Here is a 20849-nt window from a genome sequence, read left to right as displayed (position 1 = left end):
TTCACCGTTCTTGTCATTGAATAAACGTCAAATTCAGCCGCCGACCAGTTCACGAATTGCATCCAGACGGGACCCTTCTGCGAGTGCTCTCAGTTTGGCAACCGCCCGCTGTTCCAACTGACGCACCCGTTCTTTGGAGATTCCCAGTTCATCGGCCAGTTTCTGAAAGGTCTGAATCTTGCGATGCTTGCCCAGAGCAAACCGGCTGCGGACAATAAACTGTTCCCGCTGATCGAGGGTGTCAATCGTCTGCTTGAGCAGGTCGGAGAGCTCATCCCAGACCGCGCGGACCATCATTGGATTCTTCTGCTCCTGCAGTTCTTCCAGAGTGCGTTCTTCACCCAGCTGTTTGAATTTGTTGCGTTCCTTGCGGCGATTGGCAATTTTGCGATACGCATAATTCGAAATGGAGTGGTATGCGTAAGTACTGAAGCGGAAACCCCGGGCATAATCGAACTTTTCGATCGCATGCATCAGCGTCAGGCAGCCGTCACTGAGTAACTCATCGAAGCACACACCTGGAGTCACGCATTTCTTGACGATCGAGACCACCAGTCGCATGTTACTGCGAAAGATCTGATCGCGAACCTGCTCTGCCTGTTGGAGCAGAGTTTCAATTCGCTCCAGTTCGCAGGGTTCGACCTCTTCCGGGTCGAGTTTGCAACGATGCATATTGGCTTTGAACTTAAGGTAGTTCATTCTGCGAAACAGATCCTGCTCGTCAGCTGCTGACAGCACTTCTGAGCGACAGAGACGGGCGATTTGAGTCGAGAGTGCGCGGCTGCCCGGTTTCGTAAAGGCAGCAGCTGTAATCTCAGTGTTACTCTCAGGCAAGGGTTGCCCCAGAATCACTTCGTCCGCATCTGAATCCTGAAAGCTGGGATTCGGAATAAAATCGATTTCAGCCTGCAGAATCTTACGGGCACGTTCTGCCAGCTGCTGAGATGACTGCTTACAATGATCTTTTGAACACACTATCATTTTCATATTCCTGAAAATCGAAATTCGTTCATTTCGTCTACATCATTTATATGCATTCAGGAAAACAAAAACAACCATAAATTCGTCCAAAACGTTCATTTCAGCAAAACTGAATGTATCCTGTTACTATTGAGGAACTTATAATTATGTGACTTGTCAGGTTACAGTTTCCGAACTAGTATCTGTATATTGAATGTTTATGTCCTTTTTCTATAACGACCAGATCGTCCACTTCAGAACCAAGTCAAATGCACGAATTTCTGACGTCTAAACAGGTAGCCCGTGCCATCCAGGCCAGTGAATCCTCCGTCAAACGCTGGTGCGATAAAGGAGTAATCCCCACCCAGTACACGGCTGGGGGGCACCGTCGGATTGCCCTGCCGGATCTGATCGAATTTTTACGTTCCAGCAAATATGACCTGGTACGCCCTGAAGTATTGGGACTCCCAGCCACCACCGGACAGACCAGCCGGGTGATTGATCGTGCTGAGGAACAGCTCACCGAGGCGTTATTAAGAGGCGAAGAAGACCTCTGCCGTCAGATTGTGCTGGACCTCTATCTGGCGGAACACAGCATCAGCGCCATCTGTGATCTGGTGATCGGTCGCTCGTTTGTGACCATCGGCGATCGTTGGGAGTGTGGAGAAGCGGAGGTCTACCAGGAACGACGAGGTTGCGAGCTGGCCCTGCGGCTGCTGCACGAATTGCGGACACTGATTCCCAATCCCCCACTTGATGCCCCCGTCGCCTTCGGTGGTGCGGTGGAAGGGGATCTTTACAGTCTGGCGACCACGATGGTTGAACTGGTACTCCGTGACATTAAATGGAATGCGTCTTCACTGGGAACCAACCTCCCCTTCTCCACCCTGGCCGCGGCGATCGAGCAACAACGGCCGCGGATGTTCTGGCTGAGCGTGAGCTACATCCGTAACGAACAGGAATTCCTGCAAAACTATGCCGAACTGTATGATGAATTCGGTATGGATGTGGCCTTTGTCGTCGGCGGACGGGCTCTTAAAGAGCCAATCCGGCAGCAGATGCAGTATGCCGCCTTCTGTGACAATATCCGCCATCTGGAATCATTTGCTCAGACACTGCTCAATGCCTCTGAAAAAGAACCGAAGTAGCAATTGCTCTCACTTCCGGTTCACATAGACATAGTAGGCACCACAGATTTCCCGTCCCTGCTTATCCAGGAGCCAGGTTGTCAGTTCCAGTTGTCCGGGCTTCAAGGGAGTCTCAATCGTAATCGACTCCCCATCGGCATCCGGTTTGGCCGTCGCTTCGAAACTGCCAATTTTGAGGCGGCCTTTCGCGACTGGTAGCGCCACTCCTTCGGCGAGCTGGCCATCGGTTACTTTGATAGCCGGCGTGCCCGCGTTCAGCTTCAATCCACTTTCGCGGGGCCAGCGACGCAATTCGAATTCATAGTTGCCCGCCTCGGCAATCGTCAGCTGCCAGGTGCCGTTGCGGCGGATTCCACGACGCACCTGCCCCTGCTGATCGACAAAGACGTCCAGCCATTCACAGGCAGTGAGCATTGAAGGGTTCTCCGCCGCATGGCCAATAATCACGCGCTGCGGCTCGGCTACGTGCGGTTGTAGCTCTTTCCACCACTGGTCGAGGTGCGCCTGCATCCGGGCGACGACTTCCGGATGCTGCTCTGCCACGTTCTGTTTCTGAAGCGGATCGCTGGTGAGATCATACAGTTCCCGGTTCTCCAGCCAGCGCCAGCGTTTCCAGAGGACGGCGGCTCCTTCTTTACGGGGCTTCGCGAGGAACATGTTTTTCTTATTGCCGACGATGGGCATGCGGCTGTAGTTGACGACCAACATGCGGTCCGGCAGCGATTTGACATCTCCCCGCAGGCGCGGCGCCAGACTGATCCCGTCCAGTCGCTGCTCAGGCAGAGGGAGCTCACAGAGCTCGGCCAATGTGGGGAGCAGATCCTGGACGTGGGCCAGATCATTCAGGTCGCGCGCCGGGCCCAGCTTACCGTGTGGCCAGCGGATGAAACAGGGAACACGATGGCCGCCCTCCCAGAGCGTCACCTTCCTGCCACGCATGCCAGCGTTAAAGTAATCAGGGCCCATCGTACTGCCGTTATCGGTGAGAAAAATGACAATCGTATCGTCGCGCAGTTTCGATTCGCTCAAAAACTGATCCAGCTTGCCGATGTTTTCATCAATGTTAGCGCACATCGCGAGGTAGCTGATCAGTGCTTTTCTGCGCTGGGGTTTGAGATGTTGCACTACCTCGGGATGCTCCCGGAGTGCTGCTTCGACTGGTCGCCGATAATGATCGGGGACATACAACGGTCCGTGGGGCGCATTCAGAGGCAGGTAGGCAAAAAACGGAAGGGATTCATCACGGGTACGGATCCAGTTCTGCATTTCACGAAAAAAGACATCCGTGCAATAACCGCTCTGTTTTACGCGGTGTCCGTTTTGCAGATAGGTATCATCAAAATAATCGTTGATCCAGTAATCGGGCACAGAACTGATATGCGATGAGGGAAACCAGAGTGTTTCCTGGAAGCCACGATCCTGCGGACGATAGGGATAATTGTCTCCCAGATGCCATTTTCCGAACATGCCGGTGCGATAACCGGCCACCTGAAACTGGTTGGCCATGGTCTGGAGTTCGGGTCTGAGCAGCGTCCGCCCGCTGCTGACATTCATGGCGGCATTGCGAAACGCGTCCTGCCCGGTCATCAGTTGCCCCCGGGTCGGGGTACACATCGGGGCGACGTGAAAGTCGGTCAGACGGACACTCTCGGAGGCCAGCTGATCGAGGTGGGGAGTTTTGAGCAGAGGATTTCCGTGACAGGAAAGTTCACCGTAACCCTGGTCATCACTCATAATCAGGATCACATTGGGTTGACCGGCGGCCAGAACCGGATTGAGCCCTGAAAACAGCCACAGAGTAATGAGCAGCAGTCGCATCGGATTTTCCCCGAAATTTCGCGTGAAGGTAAGAGTCCAACTGATAAAAAACGCTTGTTTTCAAGTGTTTCTGACAGGGGAAAAATAGTTTACATGAATTGCTATTCCTGAAACAGATTCCATTGTATAATGGTCACATAATCAGTTCAAATATGGTTTGTATTGCGGGTCCTGTTTCGCCTCCAGTCCCCAGCATTTCAGGAGAAATCAAGATGGCCCCCCACTACACCCCCGATGGCTACCACGCAGTCACTCCCTATCTGCTGGTAGAAGGGGCAGCGAGACTGATTGAATTTGTGACATTCGTCTTCGATGCGACAACTGAGTTAATCTCATACCACGATGACAAGATCGGCCATGCGACACTGAGAATCGGCGATTCCATGGTTGAACTGGCCGATGCCTGTGAGGAATGGGGCCCCACCTCTGCAGCTTTACATGTTTATGTACCAGATGTCGACCTCACCTATCAGAGAGCCCTGGAAGCAGGAGCTTTGGGCCAGCGCGGACCGGCAGACCAGTTTTACGGCGAGCGGAGTGCCTCGGTGAAAGATCCCTTCGGCATTCAATGGCATATCGCCACCCAGACGGAAGTGCTCTCCAAAGAAGAGCTGCTCCGCAGGGCTGACGAATTCAAACAGCTGCAAAGCCAGCAGCAACACCAGTAGTAAACTGACGCGATCAGCTTTCGTCTGACTCTGTCGGGATGTACTTGTTAAACAGCTCCGCGTAGTCTTCGCGGACCGGACTGAATACATCCAAAACTACTGCAGGCCCATCAACGGCAACCGCCTGGTGCGGAGTATTGGGGGGAATAATGAACATCGCCCCTGCTTCGACAGTTCGCACTTCGTCTCCCATCGTCAGTTCCAACCGCCCTTTGAGCAGCATCCCCCCCTGCTCGTGTGGATGATGATGCATGGGCACAATGGCCCCTTCTTCCATTTCCAGGTAAGACAGCATCAGATTTTCCCCGAATGGGGTCCGCATTTTACAGCCAGGCAGGACTTCCAGGGGCTTGACGGAATCGATATCAATAAAGGGCATTATTTCGGAACTCCTTTGCATGAGAGTGGTTTCCGCCTCACAATGATGGCAGTCACTTCAAGTTAAAGAAATGATCCTGGAATTGATAGTCTGACGAACCTGCGAACCGGAACCGCTGTCAGAACTGAATGTACATTCCGCCCCCTGCACTCTTCCCGAGGACCAGTTGATTCCATGTATGTACCAGCCGCTTTTGCCGAAACCGACGTCAGCCGACTGCACCCGTTCATCGAGCAACACAGCTTCGCCACTCTGGTGAGCAATCAGGGAGAGGAGCCGTTTGCTTCCCACCTGCCTTTACTTTTGCAGCGTGAGGTGGGACAGAATGGGTGCCTGCTGGGGCACTTTGCCCGGGCGAATCCGCAAGCCGAGACTCCAGATAATCAGCGTGTGCTGGCTATCTTTCATGGGCCGCATGCTTACATCTCACCCACCTGGTATGCCTCTCAAAATACAGTCCCCACCTGGAACTATCAGGCGGTGCATGTATACGGTCGGTATTCCCGGATCACTGATGACGCAGAGCTGAAAGCGGTCATCGCAGAAACCGTGCAGTTTTATGAAGCCTCGCAGCCTGAGTCCTGGTCAATCGAGACTCCGGAAGCCGAGTTCACCGAGGGACTGCTCAAGGGAATCGTCGGCTTTCGGATTGAGATTGAACGCATCGAAGGCAAATTCAAACTGAGCCAGAACCATCCCGAAGAGCGGCGGAAGAAAGTGATCGATGCGTTAAAAAAACAGAGCAGCGAAGACGCTTGGGCCATCGCTGCTCTGATGGAAGCAGATCTACCCGCTTAGCGGGCGTATTCGACCGTACGTGACTCGCGCATCACGGTCACCCGGATTTCCCCCGGGTAGGTCAGGGTTTCTTCAATCGCTTTAGCGATGTCTTTGCACATCTTGGCTGCTTCGCGGTCGTTGACCTGATCGGAATCGACGATCACACGAACTTCACGACCGGCCTGAATCGCATAGGTGTGATCGACACCCGGGAAGCCGCAAACCAGCGTTTCCAGTTCTTCAAGGCGACGCACATATTTTTCCAGTGTATCGCGGCGGGCACCAGGACGCGAAGCAGAACAGGCGTCTGCTGCAGCAACCAGTACCGTGTAGATGTAATCGGGGCGGATGTCATCGTGATGACCGGCGGCGGCATGCACGACTTCCTGACATTCGCCGTACCGCTTAAGCAGCTGGGCACCGACGGCGGGGTGGCCCCCTTCCATTTCGTGGTCGGCTGCTTTACCGATGTCATGGAACAGACCACAGCGGCGGGCAAGTGTCCCGTCCAGACCGAGCTGTTCTGCCATGATGCCGGTCAACGCGGAAACCTCGATTGAGTGTCGCAATACATTCTGGCTGTAACTCGTACGGAAGTGCAGACGGCCCAGCAGGTCGATCAGCTTGGGATGCACGCCGGAAATATTGACTTCCTGACAGGCATTCTGCCCCATGGTCTGGATGTATTCTTCGAGTTCCTTCTGCGTCTCTTCGACGACTTCCTCGATGCGAGCGGGATGAATGCGTCCGTCGTTGACCAGTTTCTGCAGAGACATTTTACCGATCTGCCGGCGGACATTGTCGAAGGCGGAAACAACGACCACGCCGGGCGTATCGTCCACAATCACGTCCACGCCGGTCGCTTTTTCGAAGGCGCGGATGTTGCGACCTTCCCGACCGATGATCCGCCCTTTCATTTCCTCTTCGGGCAGTTCCACTGTGGAGACGGTGGTCTCGGCCACGTGTCCGGAAGCGAACCGCTGAACGGCCATGCCGATGGTCTCGCGGGCCAGCTTGTCACACGATTGTTTCAGCTCGCTCTGATACTTCATAATCAGGGCACCGGTCTCACTCTTGAGATCGTTTTCCAGCCGGTCGAGCAGCATCTGGGATGCGGTTTCGCGATCCAGTCCACTGATTTTGAACAGCTCTTCCTGCTGCTTCTTCAGAGCCCGCTCCAGTTCCTGTTCCCGGGCTTCGACCGCTTTGGTACGGGAGGCCAGTTTGGACTGGGTAGCCTGAATCATGGATTCCTTTTTGAGGAAATCGGCCTGCTGATCTTCGAGCGCGTTCTCACGCTTGCTGAGCTTTTTCTCAACGGACCAGAGCTCTTCGCGCTGCTTGTTGACTTCTTCTTCCAGAGATTCGCGGCGTTTGAGCAGCTCTTCTTTGGCTTCCAGCTTCTGGCTTTTGAGCAGGTTTTCGGCATCGAGTTCGGCCTGTTTCAGGATCTGCTGATAAGACTGATAGGCAGATCCACGGCGAATCCGGTCAATGAAATAACCGATGAAGGCCCCGACAATGAGCGCCAGAGTAGCTCCAATAGCGACTTCTGTTAACATATTCCAGGTGCTTCCTATGCGCCTTTGGTGAAAAGTCCCTTTCCTGCAGAATGCTATTTGGCGTTAACATTTAACAGAGACAATACCGTACAAATCCTTAATCTCCAGTCCTGGAGATCAGGCCGAATGTGTACGATGCAGGTTGTCAGGAATTTCTCAGAATGACAGGAGCGTCCGGGAGTTTCTGATCGATCTAAAGATGTCTGAATAAAGATATGAAATTCAAATAACAGCTTTAACTCAGCAGTAGTCTGGAACTTGGTGAATTTGAACAACAAACAGATGGCCCGTGCAGGTGCCTGCTAACGCCGTCGAAAGTATCTCCGGTCTGTGCGCACCGGGACGGGTACCTTCGACCGTAATTCGATCCCCAGATAAGACAGAATTTGACGCACCCACTCCTGCTGCCCCGTCAGTTGTGTCTGAACATGTGCAGGGGAAGAGCTTTCTTCCGTCCAGGGAGAGGTTTTCCGTGAACGAATCAGCGTCGGCAATCGTTTCGCCACTTTTGTGAACAGAACATAAATTGCAAGGATTGTCTCATTGAGAATGCCAAACATTGTTGATTCTCCAATTCAACTGTACCTGATACTACTTTAGAAACTCGTACTGCACAGAGATTGCTTTGACACAGCAGCTGAAGCTCAGTTTCCGTGTCGTAAACAGTTCTGTGACAATGCTCCCGATCAAGCCAGGAAATGCCGAAAGGAAACTTAAAAATAAAATACAATGAAACTATTATGAAAAGCTCACTCCAGAACATCCAGAAAAAAACAGGAAACATCAGCCGATTCCCAAAGTTCGTTCTTTAAGGAATCGAAGAGATGAATCTGTCTGTAACTCGAATGACAGAGGAAACTTCTCGCAAATTTCCCGATTCATGGTAACAAGAGATTTCCGGATGCGATAGTATATTGTGAGAAATATTGGTTCAATTTCCCATCTCGCTCTCATGCGTCAGACCTGCCTGCGTGTCTCCCGTCTGTGAAAGAAACGATTGCCCTTATGAATGAGTTTGTCTCAGCAGTGAATCGCGGCTGGCGCGCCTGCGAGCAGCGGATTGCAGCCGGGCAAACGCATTTACCAGACATGAGTCCACCTGCAGCACAATCAGAAAGAACCCTGGTTGCGGTCTCCGGTGGTGCAGACAGCGTCGCACTGCTCCGCGCCCTGATGGAACTGGTCTCAGCGACAGAGCACGACTGCCGCCCCGGTTCCCTGGTCGTCGCCCACCTGAATCACGGACTGCGGGGCGCAGATTCCGATGCGGACGCAGACTGGCTGACCGAGACCTGTCGGGCATTGAATCTGCCTCTCGTATTGGAAAAACAGGAGCTGACGTCGCAACAGACGGGGTCCTCAACGGGCCTGGAAGAACTGAGTCGATCGGCCCGCTATGAATTTCTGATCCGGACAGCCCACGCAGAAGACTGCACGCGGATTGCAGTGGCCCACACCCGCGATGATCGGGCCGAAACCGTGTTGCATCATATCATCCGCGGCACTGGAATCTCCGGCCTGAAAGGCATCCCCCGTGTTCGTTTACTGGCGGAAAACCTTTATCTCGTACGTCCCTTACTGGATCTCGGTCGCGAAGAGGTTGTGCATTATCTGCAGGAATGTGGCCAGGAATTTCGCACCGATGCGTCGAACACAGATCTGCGTTTTACCCGCAATCGCATTCGTCATGAGTTACTCCCTTACCTGAAAACAGAGTTCAATCCCGCTGTCGTGCAAGCCTTACAACGGCTATCTCAACAGGCAGAAGAAGTCACCGAAGTGATTTCAGCAGATGTGACACAGATTCTAAATCGTGCGACCCTCGATCGGAACCGGGAGACCTGGCGGCTGGACTGTGATCAACTGCTCGATACTCCCGATTATCTGGTCAAACAGTGCTTTCTCAAGATCTGGCAGGAGATGCACTGGTCGCGGAAGCGGATGGGCTTCGATCACTGGCAGCGACTGCTCGAACTGACGCGGGAGGGCCAGAAAATTCACCTGCCCGACCAGATTGAAGCGGAACGGCGGGAACGTCTGCTGATTTTACGCAGGCTGCCTGACCGCACCGAGACTTAAGATTCAGGAATCTGACAAACATTCGCATTCCTGCATACGTATTGTGGAAATCTCAATCGGGGTTGGTTAGAATCTGGCGTTGCTGATCAACCTGCAACCAGCGTCCGCTCGAAACATTGCCTTTCCGGCAGCCGGTTGTGCTAAGTCGTCGTCGTGTGCTCAAGACCTTTCGAAGTATCCATTCCTGATCAGCATCTTCCAGTTTCGCTTTGAAACGTTTGATACTTGAACCACACCTTGCACTTGATATTCTCGCCCTCAATCAAACAAAGAAGTCGCAACCATGAACAATAACAAACCGCTGTTTATTGCGAGTTTTATGACTCTCATCGCCGCCGGCGTCGGATTCGCCATCCGCGGCGGGATCCTCGCAGACTGGGGTGCCCAGTACGGATTCACCAAGTTCGACCTGGGAACGATCACCGGAGGCGGACTGGTGGGTTTCGGGGTCGTGATTCTGCTGGCCAGTCTGATCACCGACAATGTCGGCTACAAACCGATCCTGCTGCTGGCGTTCATTCTGCATGTGCTGTCAGCCCTGGTCACCTTTGCGGCGACTCCCATCTTCAACAGCATGGGGAAAGATGCGACTTACTGGTGTCTCTACATCGGGATGTTCATGTTCGCGGTGGCGAACGGCTTGTGTGAAGCAGTCATCAATCCGCTGGTCGCGACACTTTATCCTCGACAGAAAACGCACTATCTCAACATTCTGCACGCCGGCTGGCCCGGCGGACTGATCGTCGGTGGAATCATCGCTGCGATTTATACGAACATGAAGGGCGACGTTGCCGGCCTGCGGTGGGAATATCCGATGGCGGTCTTTCTGGTCCCGACCCTGATTTACGGTTTCATTGTAATCAAGCAGGAGTTCCCGCAATCGGAAGCCAAGTCGGCCGGCGTCAGTTTCGGTCAGATGCTGATGACCTTTGCCAGCCCGCTGTTGTTGTTCCTGCTCCTGCTGCATGCCTGCGTCGGTTATGTCGAACTGGGAACCGACAGCTGGATCGCCAATATTACGGAATCGATCCTGAAAAAGACGGGAGAGGGTCAGGGGCTGTATCTGTTTATCTACGCGTCCTCGATTATGTTTGTGCTGCGATTCTTCGCCGGTCCGATTGTAGAAAAAATCAATCCGCTGGGCCTGCTCTTCATGAGTGCCTGCTTCGGTTCCATCGGTCTGTACATGATCGGTTCTTCACAGGGAGTCGTCTGGGTCTGGATCGCCGTGACTGTTTATGGTCTGGGTAAAACCTTCCTCTGGCCGACCATGCTGGGTGTGGTTGGCGAACTGTTCCCCAAAGGGGGGGCGATCACCATGGGCGCCATGGGAGGCATCGGCATGCTCTCAGCCGGTCTGCTGGGTGGTCCTGGTATCGGTTACAACCAGGATTACTATGCGACTGAAAAGCTCGAGGAAATTGCTCCTCAAACTTACGAACGCTACTCCGTTGCGGAAGCGAACGGCTTCCTGTTTCTCCCCAAGATCAAAGGTCTCGATGGTTCCAAGGTCAGTGTCTTGAACAATGATGGCCAGGACCTGGAGAAGAAGGTAGAACAACTTGATAAAGAGGGGAAATCGGATGCATACATTTCCAACCTCAATACCTGGTGGCAGGGAGCGGAAGCGTTTGCTCCTGAAGATATCGGCCCGGTAGACGAAGCCGGCATCTACGGAGGTCGGATGGCACTGAAGTGCACAGCCCTGGTTCCGCTGGTCATGGCCATTGGTTACCTGATTCTAGTGATCTACTTCTACATGAAGGGTGGCTACAAGGCAGAAGTTCTGCACGGTGAAGAACCGGACGGCGAACACTACACCGGTGGTGTTGAAGGTCCCGTCGAGTAAGGCTCGCCGGGTGTCCGTTGAAGTTCATGAACGACCACTCATTTCGGGTGGTCGTTCTTTTTTTCGGATACAGGAAAGTGCCTCTCTCCAGGAACGTCGGAGTGGAACCAGACTTCCTGCTCAGCTTGTGCTGTCAAGTGATCGCCAAAAAACCATTCAACAGTGCCGATGGGTTGACATTTTGACTGATAGCTGGATAACAGAACTATAAATACGCGTATTCCCCGCCTTGAAATCTAATACATCGTCTTACCGATTCTTCTTTCAAATAGCAGGTACGTTCCCATGCAAGACGCTTTCCCCGAGTCTCCCACCTTTGTCACCCACCTTGAATGTGGCATGGAGCATGATCACTACGAAGCCGACCAGTTGCACGGCCTGTCCAAAGCGGGCAAACCCCTGCTGGTGAAATACGACCTGGACGGCATCAAGCAGTCGGTCAGTAAGGCAGACCTGGCAGCCCGGCCGGCGACTCTCTGGCGGTATCGCGAATTCCTGCCGGTTCGCAAATCGGAAAACATCGTCAGCCTGGGTGAAATTCATACACCACTGATTCCCGTGCCGCGTCTGCAGGGAGGACAGGGTCAGGTCTGGATTAAAGACGAAGGTCGTCTGCCCACTGGTTCGTTCAAAGCCCGAGGTCTGTGCATGGCAGTCTCGATGGCCAAAGAACTGGGCGTCACCAAAGTCGCGATGCCCACCAACGGGAATGCAGGTGCCGCGCTGGCCGCCTATGGTACCCGGGCCGGCATGAAGTCTTACATCTTCTGTCCCGGTGATACTCCGGAAATCAATGTCCGTGAAATTGCCGCCCAAGGGGCGAATGTCTGGCGGGTGAATGGACTGATCAACGACTGCGGCAAAATTGTGGGCGAGGGGAAAGAGAAAGTCGGCTGGTTCGACTTCTCCACACTCAAAGAACCCTACCGCATCGAAGGTAAAAAAACGATGGGCCTGGAACTGGCCGATCAGATGGGTTGGGAAGTTCCCGATGTGATTTTCTACCCGACCGGCGGCGGTACAGGCTTGATCGGCATGTGGAAAGCCTTTAACGAACTCAAAGAGATGGGCTGGCTCACCGGTAAACTGCCCCGCATGGTGGCCGTCCAGGCATCCGGCTGTGCTCCGATGGTGAAGGCCTACGAAGCGGGTGAAGAACACGCGCCCCTCTGGGAGAATGCCCATACAATCGCTGCAGGAATCCGGGTTCCCATCGCCGTGGGTGACTTCCTGATTCTGCGTGCAGTCCGGGAAAGCAACGGGTTTGCGACCGCCGTCGATGATGACAAAATCTCAGCCGCCCTCGATGAATGTTCGCAGAAGGAAGGCTTCCTGATGTGTCCCGAAGGGGCAGCGACCTATGCCGCCTACAAACAGGAACTGGCATCTGGTCGGGTCAGCCCAGATGAGAGTGCAGTCCTGTTTAACTGTGCGACCGGATTGAAATACCCACTGCCTCCCGCAGACCAGTCGATCGATATCAACGAACCCGTTGACTACTCGATGTTTGACTAATACCCACGCCACGAACTGAGAGCAGCAGGAAGTAAGCCATGAGCGATGTGCTGGTGACCGAAAATATTCAAGGGGCATCCATGATCGAGCTGATGAAAGATCTGGATGTCGAATTTGACGCCTATCTCTGGCAGAACGTCAATCTGCTGAAGCAGAAGCTTGCAGATGCCCAGGCACTGATTGTCAGGAATCAGACGAAAGTCAACCAGGAGCTGATTGATGCAGCCCCCAACCTGAAAATCATTGCCCGCGCGGGGGCCGGCCTGGACAACGTCGATACCGCTTACGCGAAAGAGAAAGGCATCGTCGTCAGTTACACGCCCGATGCGAACTCACTCTCTGTCGCAGAGTTAACGCTGGGATTGATGCTGGCCCTGCTCCGTAAGATTCCCGACGCCCGACAGGATACACTGACCGGCGGCTGGAACCGCGTTAAATTCACCGGCACCGAATTGAATGGCAAGACACTGGGCCTGATTGGCATGGGGCGGATTGGCACGCTGACCGCAACCCGGGCCCGGGCCTTCGGCATGAAGATCATCGCCGCCGACCCGTATCTTGCTGCCGACGCACCGCATTTGAAAGAGCTCAACGGCAAACTGGTTTCGCTGGATGAGCTGCTGGCACAGGCGGATGTGATTACCTGTCACAGCCCGCTGACACCGGACACGCGCGGGATGCTGACCTATCAGCATTTCAGTAAAATGAAACCGACGGCCTGTTTCATCAACACCTCGCGGGGAGAAGTCGTCGACGAACGGGGACTGACCCAGGCGTTGCTGGAACATAAGCTGGCCGGTGCGGCACTGGACGTGCGGGAAATGGAACCTCCACACCAGAGCGCCCTGAATCAACTGGAGAACGTGATCTTAACACCGCATATCGCCGCCTTCACCCTGGAAGCCCAGGAGCGGGTGGTAGACGCGGTCTGCGAAGACGTCCGACTCGTACTGAGCGGCAAACCGGCCGTCAATGTTTTTCAATCTTAAACTGAGAGTACCAGCCTGATGCAAGACGAACTCAAAGAAGACAAATGGTATCACGGCATTTCCCGTTACCAGTGGCTCGTGTTGATTATTGCCTCGCTGGGCTGGGTATTCGATGTGTTCGAAGGCCAGATCTTCGTCGCCAGTATGAACGAGGCGATGCCTTCACTGATCCGGGTTGAGCCTTTGAGTGAGGAGGAACTCCAGAATCCCCAGAAAGTAGAGGCACACGAGAAAGAGATCTCGGGGCGGAAGGCGCTCTATAACAATATCGCGCTCGGCGCCTTCCTGATCGGTGGTGCGCTGGGGGGGATTGCCTTTGGCGCTTTGAGCGACCGCATCGGCCGTAAAAAGACGATGTCGCTGACGATTCTGTTCTATTCGTTCTTTACCTGTCTCTCGGCGTTGTCACAGGAATGGTGGCAACTGGCCGGGTTCCGCTTTCTCGTGGCCCTCGGTGTAGGGGGCGAGTGGGCGGTGGCGAGTACCCTCGTTGCGGAAACTTTTCCCCCGAAAGCGCGCGCCCGTGTGGGGAGTATCTTTCACGCCTCCAGTGTGCTGGGAACCTACCTCGCGATTCTGGCGGGGGCCTTTATCATCGGGAATGAAAGTATTCAGGCCTATGCCGAAAATGCAGGTCACCCCAGTCTTCCCTGGCGGATTGGTTTTGCACTCGGGGTCGTGCCTTCATTCCTGATCATCTGGATCCGTCGTTCGATGCACGAGCCGGAATCCTGGCAACAGGCCCAGGAGGCTTCGCACGACGGTGAAGGCAAGAAGCTGGGCTCCATCATGGACCTGATGTTACCCGAGTATGTTAAGGGGACCTGCATCGGGGTGCTGCTGGCCGCGATCGGGCTGGCCACGTTCTGGGGTGTGCACATCTATGGAAAGAATGCGTTTTTGAATGCCGTTCAGGCGGACTACCTGGCTGAACAGTTCCCCGGACAGGCTGAAATCTCTCCCGATGAAAGCAAGGCATACCTGGAAACGATCAAGGCGCCCCTCAAACGCTGGGAGATGCTGGGAATGTTCCTGGCGACGACTGGCGGTGGACTGGGGCTGCTGGCATTCGGACCGATCTGCGAATGGGTCGGACGCCGAGGGGCATTTTTCCTGTTTCACGTAGGCGGGCTGATCAGTTCCTTACTGCTGTTCCAGGTATTTCATAATGCGACCGTGATCGGCTGCTTCCTGCCTGTGTTTGGTTTTCTGACACTCGGCATGCACGCCGGTTATGCGATATACTTCCCCGAACTTTATCCCACCCGCATGCGGGGCACCGGTACCGGCTTCTGCTTTAATGCCGGTCGTATCCTGGCTGCACCAATCCTTTTCATCGGGGGCTGGATGCAGAAGGACTGGGGCTATTCACTGGCACAGACAGCAACAATTCTGAGCATGCTGTACATCGTCGGTGCGATTCTGCCCTACTTTGCCCGTGAAACCAAAGGCAGCGAGCTGCTGGAATAGTTCTGTCTGCTCCCTGCCTGCGCTCACTCTTGCCTGACAGAGCCATGCTGGCAGCATGGCTCATTGTTACGTAGCTAAATCTAATGATGTTTTCTGATCCACAGTTGTGGTTATTCGTCCTCCTTGCTGTTTTCTGTTCTGCATTGATCCAGGGAATTATTGGCTTCGGTTATGCCATCGTAGCGATGGCGGTGCTGCCTCTATTGCTCAATTTTCGCGAAGCCAATCTGCTCGTGGCTTACAGTATTGTGCTGCCGGTAATCTGGACGTTCTGGGCTTACCGCAGGCATTCGAACCTGAAACTGCTGGCGGGAGCCATCATCGGTTCGCTGGTGGGACTGCCCCTGGGGCTGTTGACATTCACCCTGATTGATCTGGATTACCTGGTGCGAGGCACCGGGCTGGTGATCCTGCTGATCGTGGTCGACGGTTTCTTTCAGAAAGCCCCCCACGTGGACGAAGGGCCGCAGAAAGCCTCTTCGGTGTGGAGCACATTCGCCGGGTTCTGCAGCGGTTTCCTGGCAGGATCGACGAGTATCGCGGGGCCGCCGATCGTGATCTATGCGATTCGTCAGCCGTGGACGCAGGAACAATACAAGGGATTCATCTTCGGCTTCTTCATAATGATTTCCATTTCGCGGGCCATCGGTCTGGCTCTGATGGGCTTCGCCACACTCCCCGTGCTGGTGACGACCGCGGTGATTGTTCCCTTTGTCTTTCTGGGAACCAAACTGGGCCTGATGCTGGGGCCTAAAATTAACCCGGTATTGTTTAAGCGGTGCCTGCTCTTACTGCTGGCGGTCAGTTCGCTGTATATGCTGATCCAGGGCAAGCCGGCGGTTCCTACGGAAGATGAACCTCCGATGGTCGAAATCATTGAACCGGGCGATGGACAACCGAAGATTCAGACCTTCCCGGAAAAATCGTCTCCCTGAAGCCACTCCAGCAGCTGCTGCTGGGCAGGCAACCGGGTTTCCAGCTGCAACAGTTCCTGAATGAGCGCAGGCAGGTCTGTAACCGTATCCACATCGGTCAACCGGGACAGTTGATGCACGGCCCCCAAAAGTTGCAGTCGTTCACAAAGAACTGACGAGGTCTCGTTAACGCTGTAAGGCACACTGTTCCAGAGTTGTTCGTCCAGGCAGACCCGCGTCCCAAACAGATAGAAGCCCCCATCTGCGGCAGGTCCCAGGACGAACCGGGGAGGTTCTGCAGGCTGGTCGAGAAGATCAATTGCTTCCAGCAGGATCTCTTTCGATAACTGGGGCGCGTCTGCACCGAGAAAAATCACGAACGCGTGCTGCTCCAGCAAGCTCTGATTGATGTGGGCCAGTCTGTCTCCGAGCCCCCCTGCTCCCTGTGGGATGGTTGTGAAATCGTTCCAGAGAGGCGCGTCGCAAGCCGTCGGTTCCGCGACCGCCCAGCAGGGAACGACCTGTCTTTCCTTTGAGACGGCTGCTACCACTGCCTGCACTGCCCGGGCGGAACGTGTATGAAACTGCTCGGCTGACTGCTGCCCGATGTCGGCGGCCAGCCTCGTCTTTAAGGGGGAATACCCCGGAGTCTTTACAAAGACGGCGATTGCGCCTTGCCGTGAAACCATGCTCGAATCCGTGCTTTCATCAGTAAATAGAATTGGGGTGTCGCCTGGCAGGCCGTGAGCCAGAGGTGCTGGAGTGTGACCTTGAGCCAGCCCCGCTCCCGATATTTACGGGCGCTCGTGGCAATGTCTGCCCCCGTGCATTTCAATCGCAGTCCCGCCTGACGGGCTTTCCAGACCAGCAGATGATCTTCACCATAGGCCGCTGTTTCGTCAAATCCGCACAGCGAATGAAAGACTTCCTTCCCCAGGCAAAGCCCCTGATCTCCAAAGGGCATGCCCAGAAGATGCGAGCGAAACCAGACGCCCCAGCGATTGGCGTGCATCAGGAAAAAGCTCTGATCCTCAAACCGCAGATTAAAATAATGTAGTGCCTGAGGGGCCTTTTGCAGGGACTCGAACAGTTTCTCAACGCTACGCGGAGAGAGACGTGAATCGGCGTGCAGGAACAGCAGAATGGGCTTTTGAGCCAGCGCGGCTCCCTGGTTCATCTGCACCGCTCGGCCGATTGCTGTCTGCTGCCAGCGACATTGCTGCCGGAGTGGAAATGCCTGCAGTAGCGTCTCCCAGTCAGCGGGTGGAGGCCCATTTGAGACAAACAGAAACTCGGTTGAATCCGGAAACGCACTCAAATCGGGCAGCAGGTCACGCCAGGTTGCATCCCCCTGGAGTATCGGGATCACGACGGAAAGCGCTGCTGCAGAATCCATGGTGCGGAATGAACCCTTTTTTGAAGAAGGAATCGGAAAATGTGAGGTGCTTCACAGCCCGGAACGTCATCATAGTCCATGCTGGAAACATCCAGAAGTCGCCTGTTGAGGGGAAAGGGAATGTTTATCGATTTCCCGCCGTCGATTATACTGTAGGAGCCTGAGAAACAGGTACACCCCCTGATTGGAACTTCCTCTCGCTGATTCAGCGAACCGGAAAGGAAAACGCAACGCTATGAACTCAGTCAATGCGCGACAGCAGTCAACCGAAGAGGCATCGGTTTACAATCGCTATGCCAGTGCCGCCCAGGAACTCGAGCAATCACTCTGCTGTCCGGTACAATACAACCCCGCCTACCTGTCGATCATCCCGGAAGAAATTCTCGAAAAAGATTACGGCTGCGGAGATCCGTCACCCTACATTTCTCCGGGAGACACGGTCCTCGACCTGGGATCGGGGGGCGGTAAGATCTGTTATATCGCTTCCCAGATTGTCGGCCCGGAGGGACGGGTGATCGGCGTGGACTGCAATGCAGAAATGCTGGCGCTGGCGCGAAAGTATCAGCAGCCGGTCGCGGAAGAACTGGGATATGCGAACGTGGAATTTCGCTGCGGCCTGATTCAGGATCTGCAGCTGGACCTCGACCTGCTCAACCAGGAACTGGCCCACAGCCCCATCGATAGCCAGGCACGCTGGCTGGAACTGCGTGACCTGGAACAGCGACTGCGCAGTGAATCGCCCCTGATCGCGGACGAGAGTGTCGACTGTGTCGTCTCCAACTGCGTGTTGAACCTGGTGCGGGAAGCGGACCGGGCTCAGTTGCTGCAGGAAGTCTTTCGGGTATTGAAGCGGGGCGGGAAAGCGGTCATCAGCGATATCGTCTGCGATGAAGATGTGCCCCAGGAGATGCGCGATGATCCGACGCTCTGGTCGGGTTGTATCTCGGGCGCGTTTCGGGAAGATGCGTTCCTGGCGGCTTTCGAAGCGGCTGGCTTCCATGGGATAGAAATTCTCAAACGCGAAGAGCAGCCCTGGCAGACCGTCAACGGAATTGAGTTCCGTTCGGTCACCGTCTCTGCTTATAAAGGAAAACAAGGGCCCTGCCTGGAGCGTAACCAGGCTTTGATTTATCGCGGTCCGTTCAAAAAAGTGGAAGACGACGACGGTCATCTCTATTTCCGCGGACAGCGGATCGCGGTCTGCGACAAAACATTCAATCTGTTGCAGCAGGCCCCTTATACGGGACAGTTTCTGCCGGTGGAACCGTACCAGGATATTCCACTGGAACAGGCGACCGAGATGGACTGTCGTCGGAATGCGATTCGGGATCCCCGGGAAACCAAAGGCAAGGGTTTTGACCTGACCACCCAGATTCTGGACTCCTGCTGTACCCCGGACGGTGGCTGCTGCTGAGCGGCTGATGACTTGCTCCATGGAAGATATAACCCAGAGACGAAAACGGAAGATCGGGAACGTTTATGCCTTCACTCACCCTGCTGCGACAACAGAGCAAACTGGCTGATCCGCGCGAGCAGTTAAAGATTCTCGCTGCTCAGGACCAGGTGCCGACGTTTGATGCGCAGCTTGAATCGCATCAACTCCCGCTGCTGCAGGCCCAGACACTGGAAACGCTGCAGGTCAACCTCGGGCGATTGTGCAACATGACGTGCGAGCATTGCCATGTGGACGCCGGTCCGGACCGCAGGGAGATTATGCAGATTGAGAATATCGAGCACTGTCTACGCGCCCTGGCACATCCCGGCTTCCAGACCCTGGATCTGACGGGGGGCGCCCCGGAGATGAATCCCCATTTTCGGCTGATGGTCAGACGTGGACGTGAGATGGGCAAGCGGATCATCGATCGCTGCAATCTGACCATTCTGCTCGCGCCGGGCTATCGGGATCTGCCGGAATTCCTGGCGGAGCACGAAGTCGAGATTGTCGCCTCCCTGCCCTGCTACCTCGAAGAGAATACCGACGCTCAGCGGGGCGATGGTGCGTTTCAGAAATCGATCCAGGCCCTGAAACGCCTCAATGAAGTGGGTTATGGGGCTCCCGAATCCCCCCTGAAACTCACGCTGGTCTATAACCCGGTCGGGCACTCCCTGCCCCCCGATCAGGGACAGCTCGAATCCGCCTATCGGGAGCAACTGCGATCGCGGTTTGGCATCGAGTTTACGAACCTGATTACGATCACCAACATGCCTATCAGCCGGTATTTAAGTGATCTGGTAGCACAAGAGCGACTGGAAGAGTACATGTCTCGCCTGGTCCAGGCATTTAACCCGGAGACAGTCCCGGGGGTCATGTGCCGCTCGCTGATCTCGGTCGACTGGGAGGGTTATCTCTACGACTGTGATTTCAACCAGATGCTTGCGCTTCCCGTCTCACCGCCCCGACAGAGACATATCCGAGATTTTGATTATGGATCTCTGGAGAAACGCCCCATCGTGACTCAGCGGCACTGTTTTGGCTGTACGGCCGGGGCGGGATCGAGCTGTGGCGGGGCTCTGAATCCGGGCTGAAACGGGGGTCCTCGAGACCTCCCCCGACCGGATTTGCCTGGCAAAAGCATGCCTGGAGACGGGTATGAAATTCATTTGAAGATTCGATGAATCCAGGCCCCGCTGACGGAGGGTCTGCTTCGCCCGCTATTCATGTTATCACTACAGATTCCCCGCCCGGAAACTGGCAGTATCCGGGCCATATTTTTTGGTCTGAAGGTGCAAATCGACGATTTTTTCCTCATGTGATTCCACCACTCAGACGGAAATAATTCTATATATTTTCAGTTCATTTTTTTCGCACTTGACAAAGCAAAATAAATAAAATAAAGGGAATAATTGCGGCCGGCAGATTTCGTAGAATCGCTGCCAGTTCAGCACTTCCGTGTGTTGACTTGCTCCCTCCGGGGGTAACTCACAACGGACCCCCAACCGTTAAATAATCGTTTAGAGACCTGGAAAGCACATACAACGAAATCACGAGGATGTAACTGTGTTATTAGCTGATTCCCTTCATACCGAATCCCCTGAAGAGCTTGAAACGTTCTCGGATAAGCTCCCCTTCGTTTTCTTTTCGCTAGACGATGATGAAGAAAACATTGGCTTTGATGACCTCGAAGATATCGACGACGATGAATTCGATGACGATGATGAATTCGACGACGACGATGAAGAAGAGGAAGACGACGACTTCGATGATGAAGAAGACGATGATTTCGAAGACGACGACTTCGAAGACGATGATTTCGATGATGACGACGATATGTTCTAAGTCGTTTCTGAATCAGCTGGGAGGCTCGTGGTTGATCCGCGAGCC

At 54.4% G+C, this 20849-nt stretch carries 18 protein-coding genes; 12 read left to right on the top strand and 6 right to left on the bottom strand.

Annotation, left to right across the window (positions count from 1 at the left end; translation table 11 throughout):
- Nucleotides 1–33: 33 nt before the first annotated feature.
- Nucleotides 34–981, bottom strand: coding sequence for a sigma-70 family RNA polymerase sigma factor (locus HG66A1_RS08570; RefSeq protein ID WP_197997046.1), 948 nt, complete (start codon nucleotides 979–981; stop codon nucleotides 34–36).
- Between the two features lie 248 nt (nucleotides 982–1229).
- Between HG66A1_RS08570 and HG66A1_RS08565 the strand changes: the two genes are divergently transcribed.
- Entirely contained in the window at nucleotides 1230–2108 is an 879-nt protein-coding gene (locus HG66A1_RS08565; protein WP_145182139.1) for a MerR family transcriptional regulator, read from the top strand.
- Between the two features lie 9 nt (nucleotides 2109–2117).
- Here the strand turns inward: HG66A1_RS08565 and HG66A1_RS08560 are convergent, their stop codons facing one another.
- Nucleotides 2118–3926 carry an arylsulfatase gene (locus tag HG66A1_RS08560; RefSeq protein ID WP_145182136.1) on the bottom strand — a complete coding sequence of 603 codons (1809 nt, stop codon included), beginning with the start codon at nucleotides 3924–3926 and terminating at the stop codon, nucleotides 2118–2120.
- Between the two features lie 212 nt (nucleotides 3927–4138).
- On the opposite strand from HG66A1_RS08560, the gene HG66A1_RS08555 reads away from it, so the two are divergent.
- On the top strand, nucleotides 4139–4594 hold the full coding sequence (locus HG66A1_RS08555; protein ID WP_145182133.1) for a VOC family protein: 456 nt from the start codon (nucleotides 4139–4141) through the stop codon (nucleotides 4592–4594).
- A 13-nt stretch (nucleotides 4595–4607) separates the two neighbouring features.
- On the opposite strand, the gene HG66A1_RS08550 is transcribed toward HG66A1_RS08555, so the two are convergent.
- Nucleotides 4608–4973 carry a cupin domain-containing protein gene (locus HG66A1_RS08550; protein ID WP_145182130.1) on the bottom strand — a complete coding sequence of 122 codons (366 nt, stop codon included), beginning with the start codon at nucleotides 4971–4973 and terminating at the stop codon, nucleotides 4608–4610.
- Nucleotides 4974–5147: 174 nt separating this feature from the next.
- Here HG66A1_RS08550 and HG66A1_RS08545 point away from each other — a divergent pair, with 174 nt between their 5' ends.
- A complete protein-coding gene (locus tag HG66A1_RS08545) occupies nucleotides 5148–5771 on the top strand; it encodes an FMN-binding negative transcriptional regulator (RefSeq protein ID WP_145182127.1) in 624 nt (207 codons plus the stop codon).
- Here HG66A1_RS08545 and rny read toward each other — a convergent pair.
- The gene (rny, locus tag HG66A1_RS08540) at nucleotides 5768–7315 is read right to left on the bottom strand and encodes a ribonuclease Y (RefSeq protein ID WP_145182124.1); all 1548 of its coding nucleotides are present in this window, start codon (nucleotides 7313–7315) and stop codon (nucleotides 5768–5770) included. The two genes, HG66A1_RS08545 and rny, sit on opposite strands and share 4 nt — an antisense overlap.
- A gap of 1005 nt (nucleotides 7316–8320) precedes the next feature.
- Between rny and tilS the strand changes: the two genes are divergently transcribed.
- The 6 genes from tilS (at nucleotide 8321) to HG66A1_RS08510 (ending at nucleotide 16152) form a co-directional block, all read left to right on the top strand.
- The gene (gene tilS / locus HG66A1_RS08535; protein WP_145182120.1) at nucleotides 8321–9394 is read left to right on the top strand and encodes a tRNA lysidine(34) synthetase TilS; all 1074 of its coding nucleotides are present in this window, start codon (nucleotides 8321–8323) and stop codon (nucleotides 9392–9394) included.
- A 283-nt stretch (nucleotides 9395–9677) separates the two neighbouring features.
- Nucleotides 9678–11243, top strand: a complete 1566-nt coding sequence (locus HG66A1_RS08530; protein WP_145182116.1) for an MFS transporter — start codon at nucleotides 9678–9680, stop codon at nucleotides 11241–11243.
- A 285-nt stretch (nucleotides 11244–11528) separates the two neighbouring features.
- Nucleotides 11529–12758 (top strand): threonine synthase, encoded by a 1230-nt coding sequence (locus HG66A1_RS08525; RefSeq protein ID WP_145182114.1) that lies wholly within the window; start codon nucleotides 11529–11531, stop codon nucleotides 12756–12758.
- A gap of 38 nt (nucleotides 12759–12796) precedes the next feature.
- On the top strand, nucleotides 12797–13747 hold the full coding sequence (locus HG66A1_RS08520) for a hydroxyacid dehydrogenase (protein WP_145182111.1): 951 nt from the start codon (nucleotides 12797–12799) through the stop codon (nucleotides 13745–13747).
- 18 nt (nucleotides 13748–13765) lie between these two features.
- Nucleotides 13766–15217: an MFS transporter gene (locus tag HG66A1_RS08515; RefSeq protein WP_145182108.1), complete on the top strand. Its 1452-nt coding sequence runs from the start codon at nucleotides 13766–13768 to the stop codon at nucleotides 15215–15217.
- Between the two features lie 83 nt (nucleotides 15218–15300).
- Entirely contained in the window at nucleotides 15301–16152 is an 852-nt protein-coding gene (locus tag HG66A1_RS08510) for a sulfite exporter TauE/SafE family protein (protein WP_145182105.1), read from the top strand.
- On the opposite strand, the gene HG66A1_RS08505 is transcribed toward HG66A1_RS08510, so the two are convergent.
- Nucleotides 16122–16820 carry a TIGR04282 family arsenosugar biosynthesis glycosyltransferase gene (locus tag HG66A1_RS08505; RefSeq protein WP_145182101.1) on the bottom strand — a complete coding sequence of 233 codons (699 nt, stop codon included), beginning with the start codon at nucleotides 16818–16820 and terminating at the stop codon, nucleotides 16122–16124. The genes HG66A1_RS08510 and HG66A1_RS08505 overlap by 31 nt on opposite strands.
- Nucleotides 16784–17527, bottom strand: a complete 744-nt coding sequence (locus HG66A1_RS08500) for a TIGR04283 family arsenosugar biosynthesis glycosyltransferase (protein WP_145182098.1) — start codon at nucleotides 17525–17527, stop codon at nucleotides 16784–16786. The genes HG66A1_RS08505 and HG66A1_RS08500 overlap by 37 nt, the downstream gene beginning before the upstream one ends.
- Before the next feature lie 235 nt (nucleotides 17528–17762).
- On the opposite strand from HG66A1_RS08500, the gene HG66A1_RS08495 reads away from it, so the two are divergent.
- The 3 genes from HG66A1_RS08495 to HG66A1_RS31890 all read left to right on the top strand — a co-directional run bounded on the left by HG66A1_RS08495 (nucleotide 17763) and on the right by HG66A1_RS31890 (nucleotide 20804).
- On the top strand, nucleotides 17763–18941 hold the full coding sequence (locus HG66A1_RS08495) for a methyltransferase domain-containing protein (protein WP_145182095.1): 1179 nt from the start codon (nucleotides 17763–17765) through the stop codon (nucleotides 18939–18941).
- A gap of 65 nt (nucleotides 18942–19006) precedes the next feature.
- A complete protein-coding gene (gene arsS / locus HG66A1_RS08490; protein WP_145182092.1) occupies nucleotides 19007–20053 on the top strand; it encodes an arsenosugar biosynthesis radical SAM (seleno)protein ArsS in 1047 nt (348 codons plus the stop codon).
- A 472-nt stretch (nucleotides 20054–20525) separates the two neighbouring features.
- Nucleotides 20526–20804 carry a hypothetical protein gene (locus tag HG66A1_RS31890; protein WP_197993893.1) on the top strand — a complete coding sequence of 93 codons (279 nt, stop codon included), beginning with the start codon at nucleotides 20526–20528 and terminating at the stop codon, nucleotides 20802–20804.
- The last annotated feature ends 45 nt before the right edge of the window (nucleotides 20805–20849 follow it).

Source organism: Gimesia chilikensis, assembly GCF_007744075.1.
GTDB lineage: Bacteria > Planctomycetota > Planctomycetia > Planctomycetales > Planctomycetaceae > Gimesia > Gimesia chilikensis_A.
Note: the sequence above shows the minus strand (reverse complement) of the source record. Positions and strands in the feature narration are given on the sequence as shown.

Excerpts from the sequence above, each read along its gene's own strand:
- tilS (WP_145182120.1), top strand. The coding sequence starts at position 8,321 with ATGAATGAGTTTGTCTCAGCAGTGAATCGCGGCTGGCGCGCCTGCGAG.
- HG66A1_RS08530 (WP_145182116.1), top strand. The coding sequence starts at position 9,678 with ATGAACAATAACAAACCGCTGTTTATTGCGAGTTTTATGACTCTCATC.
- HG66A1_RS08510 (WP_145182105.1), top strand. The coding sequence starts at position 15,301 with ATGATGTTTTCTGATCCACAGTTGTGGTTATTCGTCCTCCTTGCTGTT.
- HG66A1_RS08495 (WP_145182095.1), top strand. The coding sequence starts at position 17,763 with ATGAACTCAGTCAATGCGCGACAGCAGTCAACCGAAGAGGCATCGGTT.
- HG66A1_RS08500 (WP_145182098.1), bottom strand. The coding sequence starts at position 17,527 with ATGGATTCTGCAGCAGCGCTTTCCGTCGTGATCCCGATACTCCAGGGG.
- HG66A1_RS08555 (WP_145182133.1), top strand. The coding sequence starts at position 4,139 with ATGGCCCCCCACTACACCCCCGATGGCTACCACGCAGTCACTCCCTAT.
- arsS (WP_145182092.1), top strand. The coding sequence starts at position 19,007 with ATGCCTTCACTCACCCTGCTGCGACAACAGAGCAAACTGGCTGATCCG.
- rny (WP_145182124.1), bottom strand. The coding sequence starts at position 7,315 with ATGTTAACAGAAGTCGCTATTGGAGCTACTCTGGCGCTCATTGTCGGG.
- HG66A1_RS08565 (WP_145182139.1), top strand. The coding sequence starts at position 1,230 with ATGCACGAATTTCTGACGTCTAAACAGGTAGCCCGTGCCATCCAGGCC.
- HG66A1_RS08515 (WP_145182108.1), top strand. The coding sequence starts at position 13,766 with ATGCAAGACGAACTCAAAGAAGACAAATGGTATCACGGCATTTCCCGT.
- HG66A1_RS08560 (WP_145182136.1), bottom strand. The coding sequence starts at position 3,926 with ATGCGACTGCTGCTCATTACTCTGTGGCTGTTTTCAGGGCTCAATCCG.
- HG66A1_RS08570 (WP_197997046.1), bottom strand. The coding sequence starts at position 981 with ATGATAGTGTGTTCAAAAGATCATTGTAAGCAGTCATCTCAGCAGCTG.
- HG66A1_RS08525 (WP_145182114.1), top strand. The coding sequence starts at position 11,529 with ATGCAAGACGCTTTCCCCGAGTCTCCCACCTTTGTCACCCACCTTGAA.
- HG66A1_RS08550 (WP_145182130.1), bottom strand. The coding sequence starts at position 4,973 with ATGCCCTTTATTGATATCGATTCCGTCAAGCCCCTGGAAGTCCTGCCT.
- HG66A1_RS08520 (WP_145182111.1), top strand. The coding sequence starts at position 12,797 with ATGAGCGATGTGCTGGTGACCGAAAATATTCAAGGGGCATCCATGATC.
- HG66A1_RS08505 (WP_145182101.1), bottom strand. The coding sequence starts at position 16,820 with ATGGTTTCACGGCAAGGCGCAATCGCCGTCTTTGTAAAGACTCCGGGG.
- HG66A1_RS08545 (WP_145182127.1), top strand. The coding sequence starts at position 5,148 with ATGTATGTACCAGCCGCTTTTGCCGAAACCGACGTCAGCCGACTGCAC.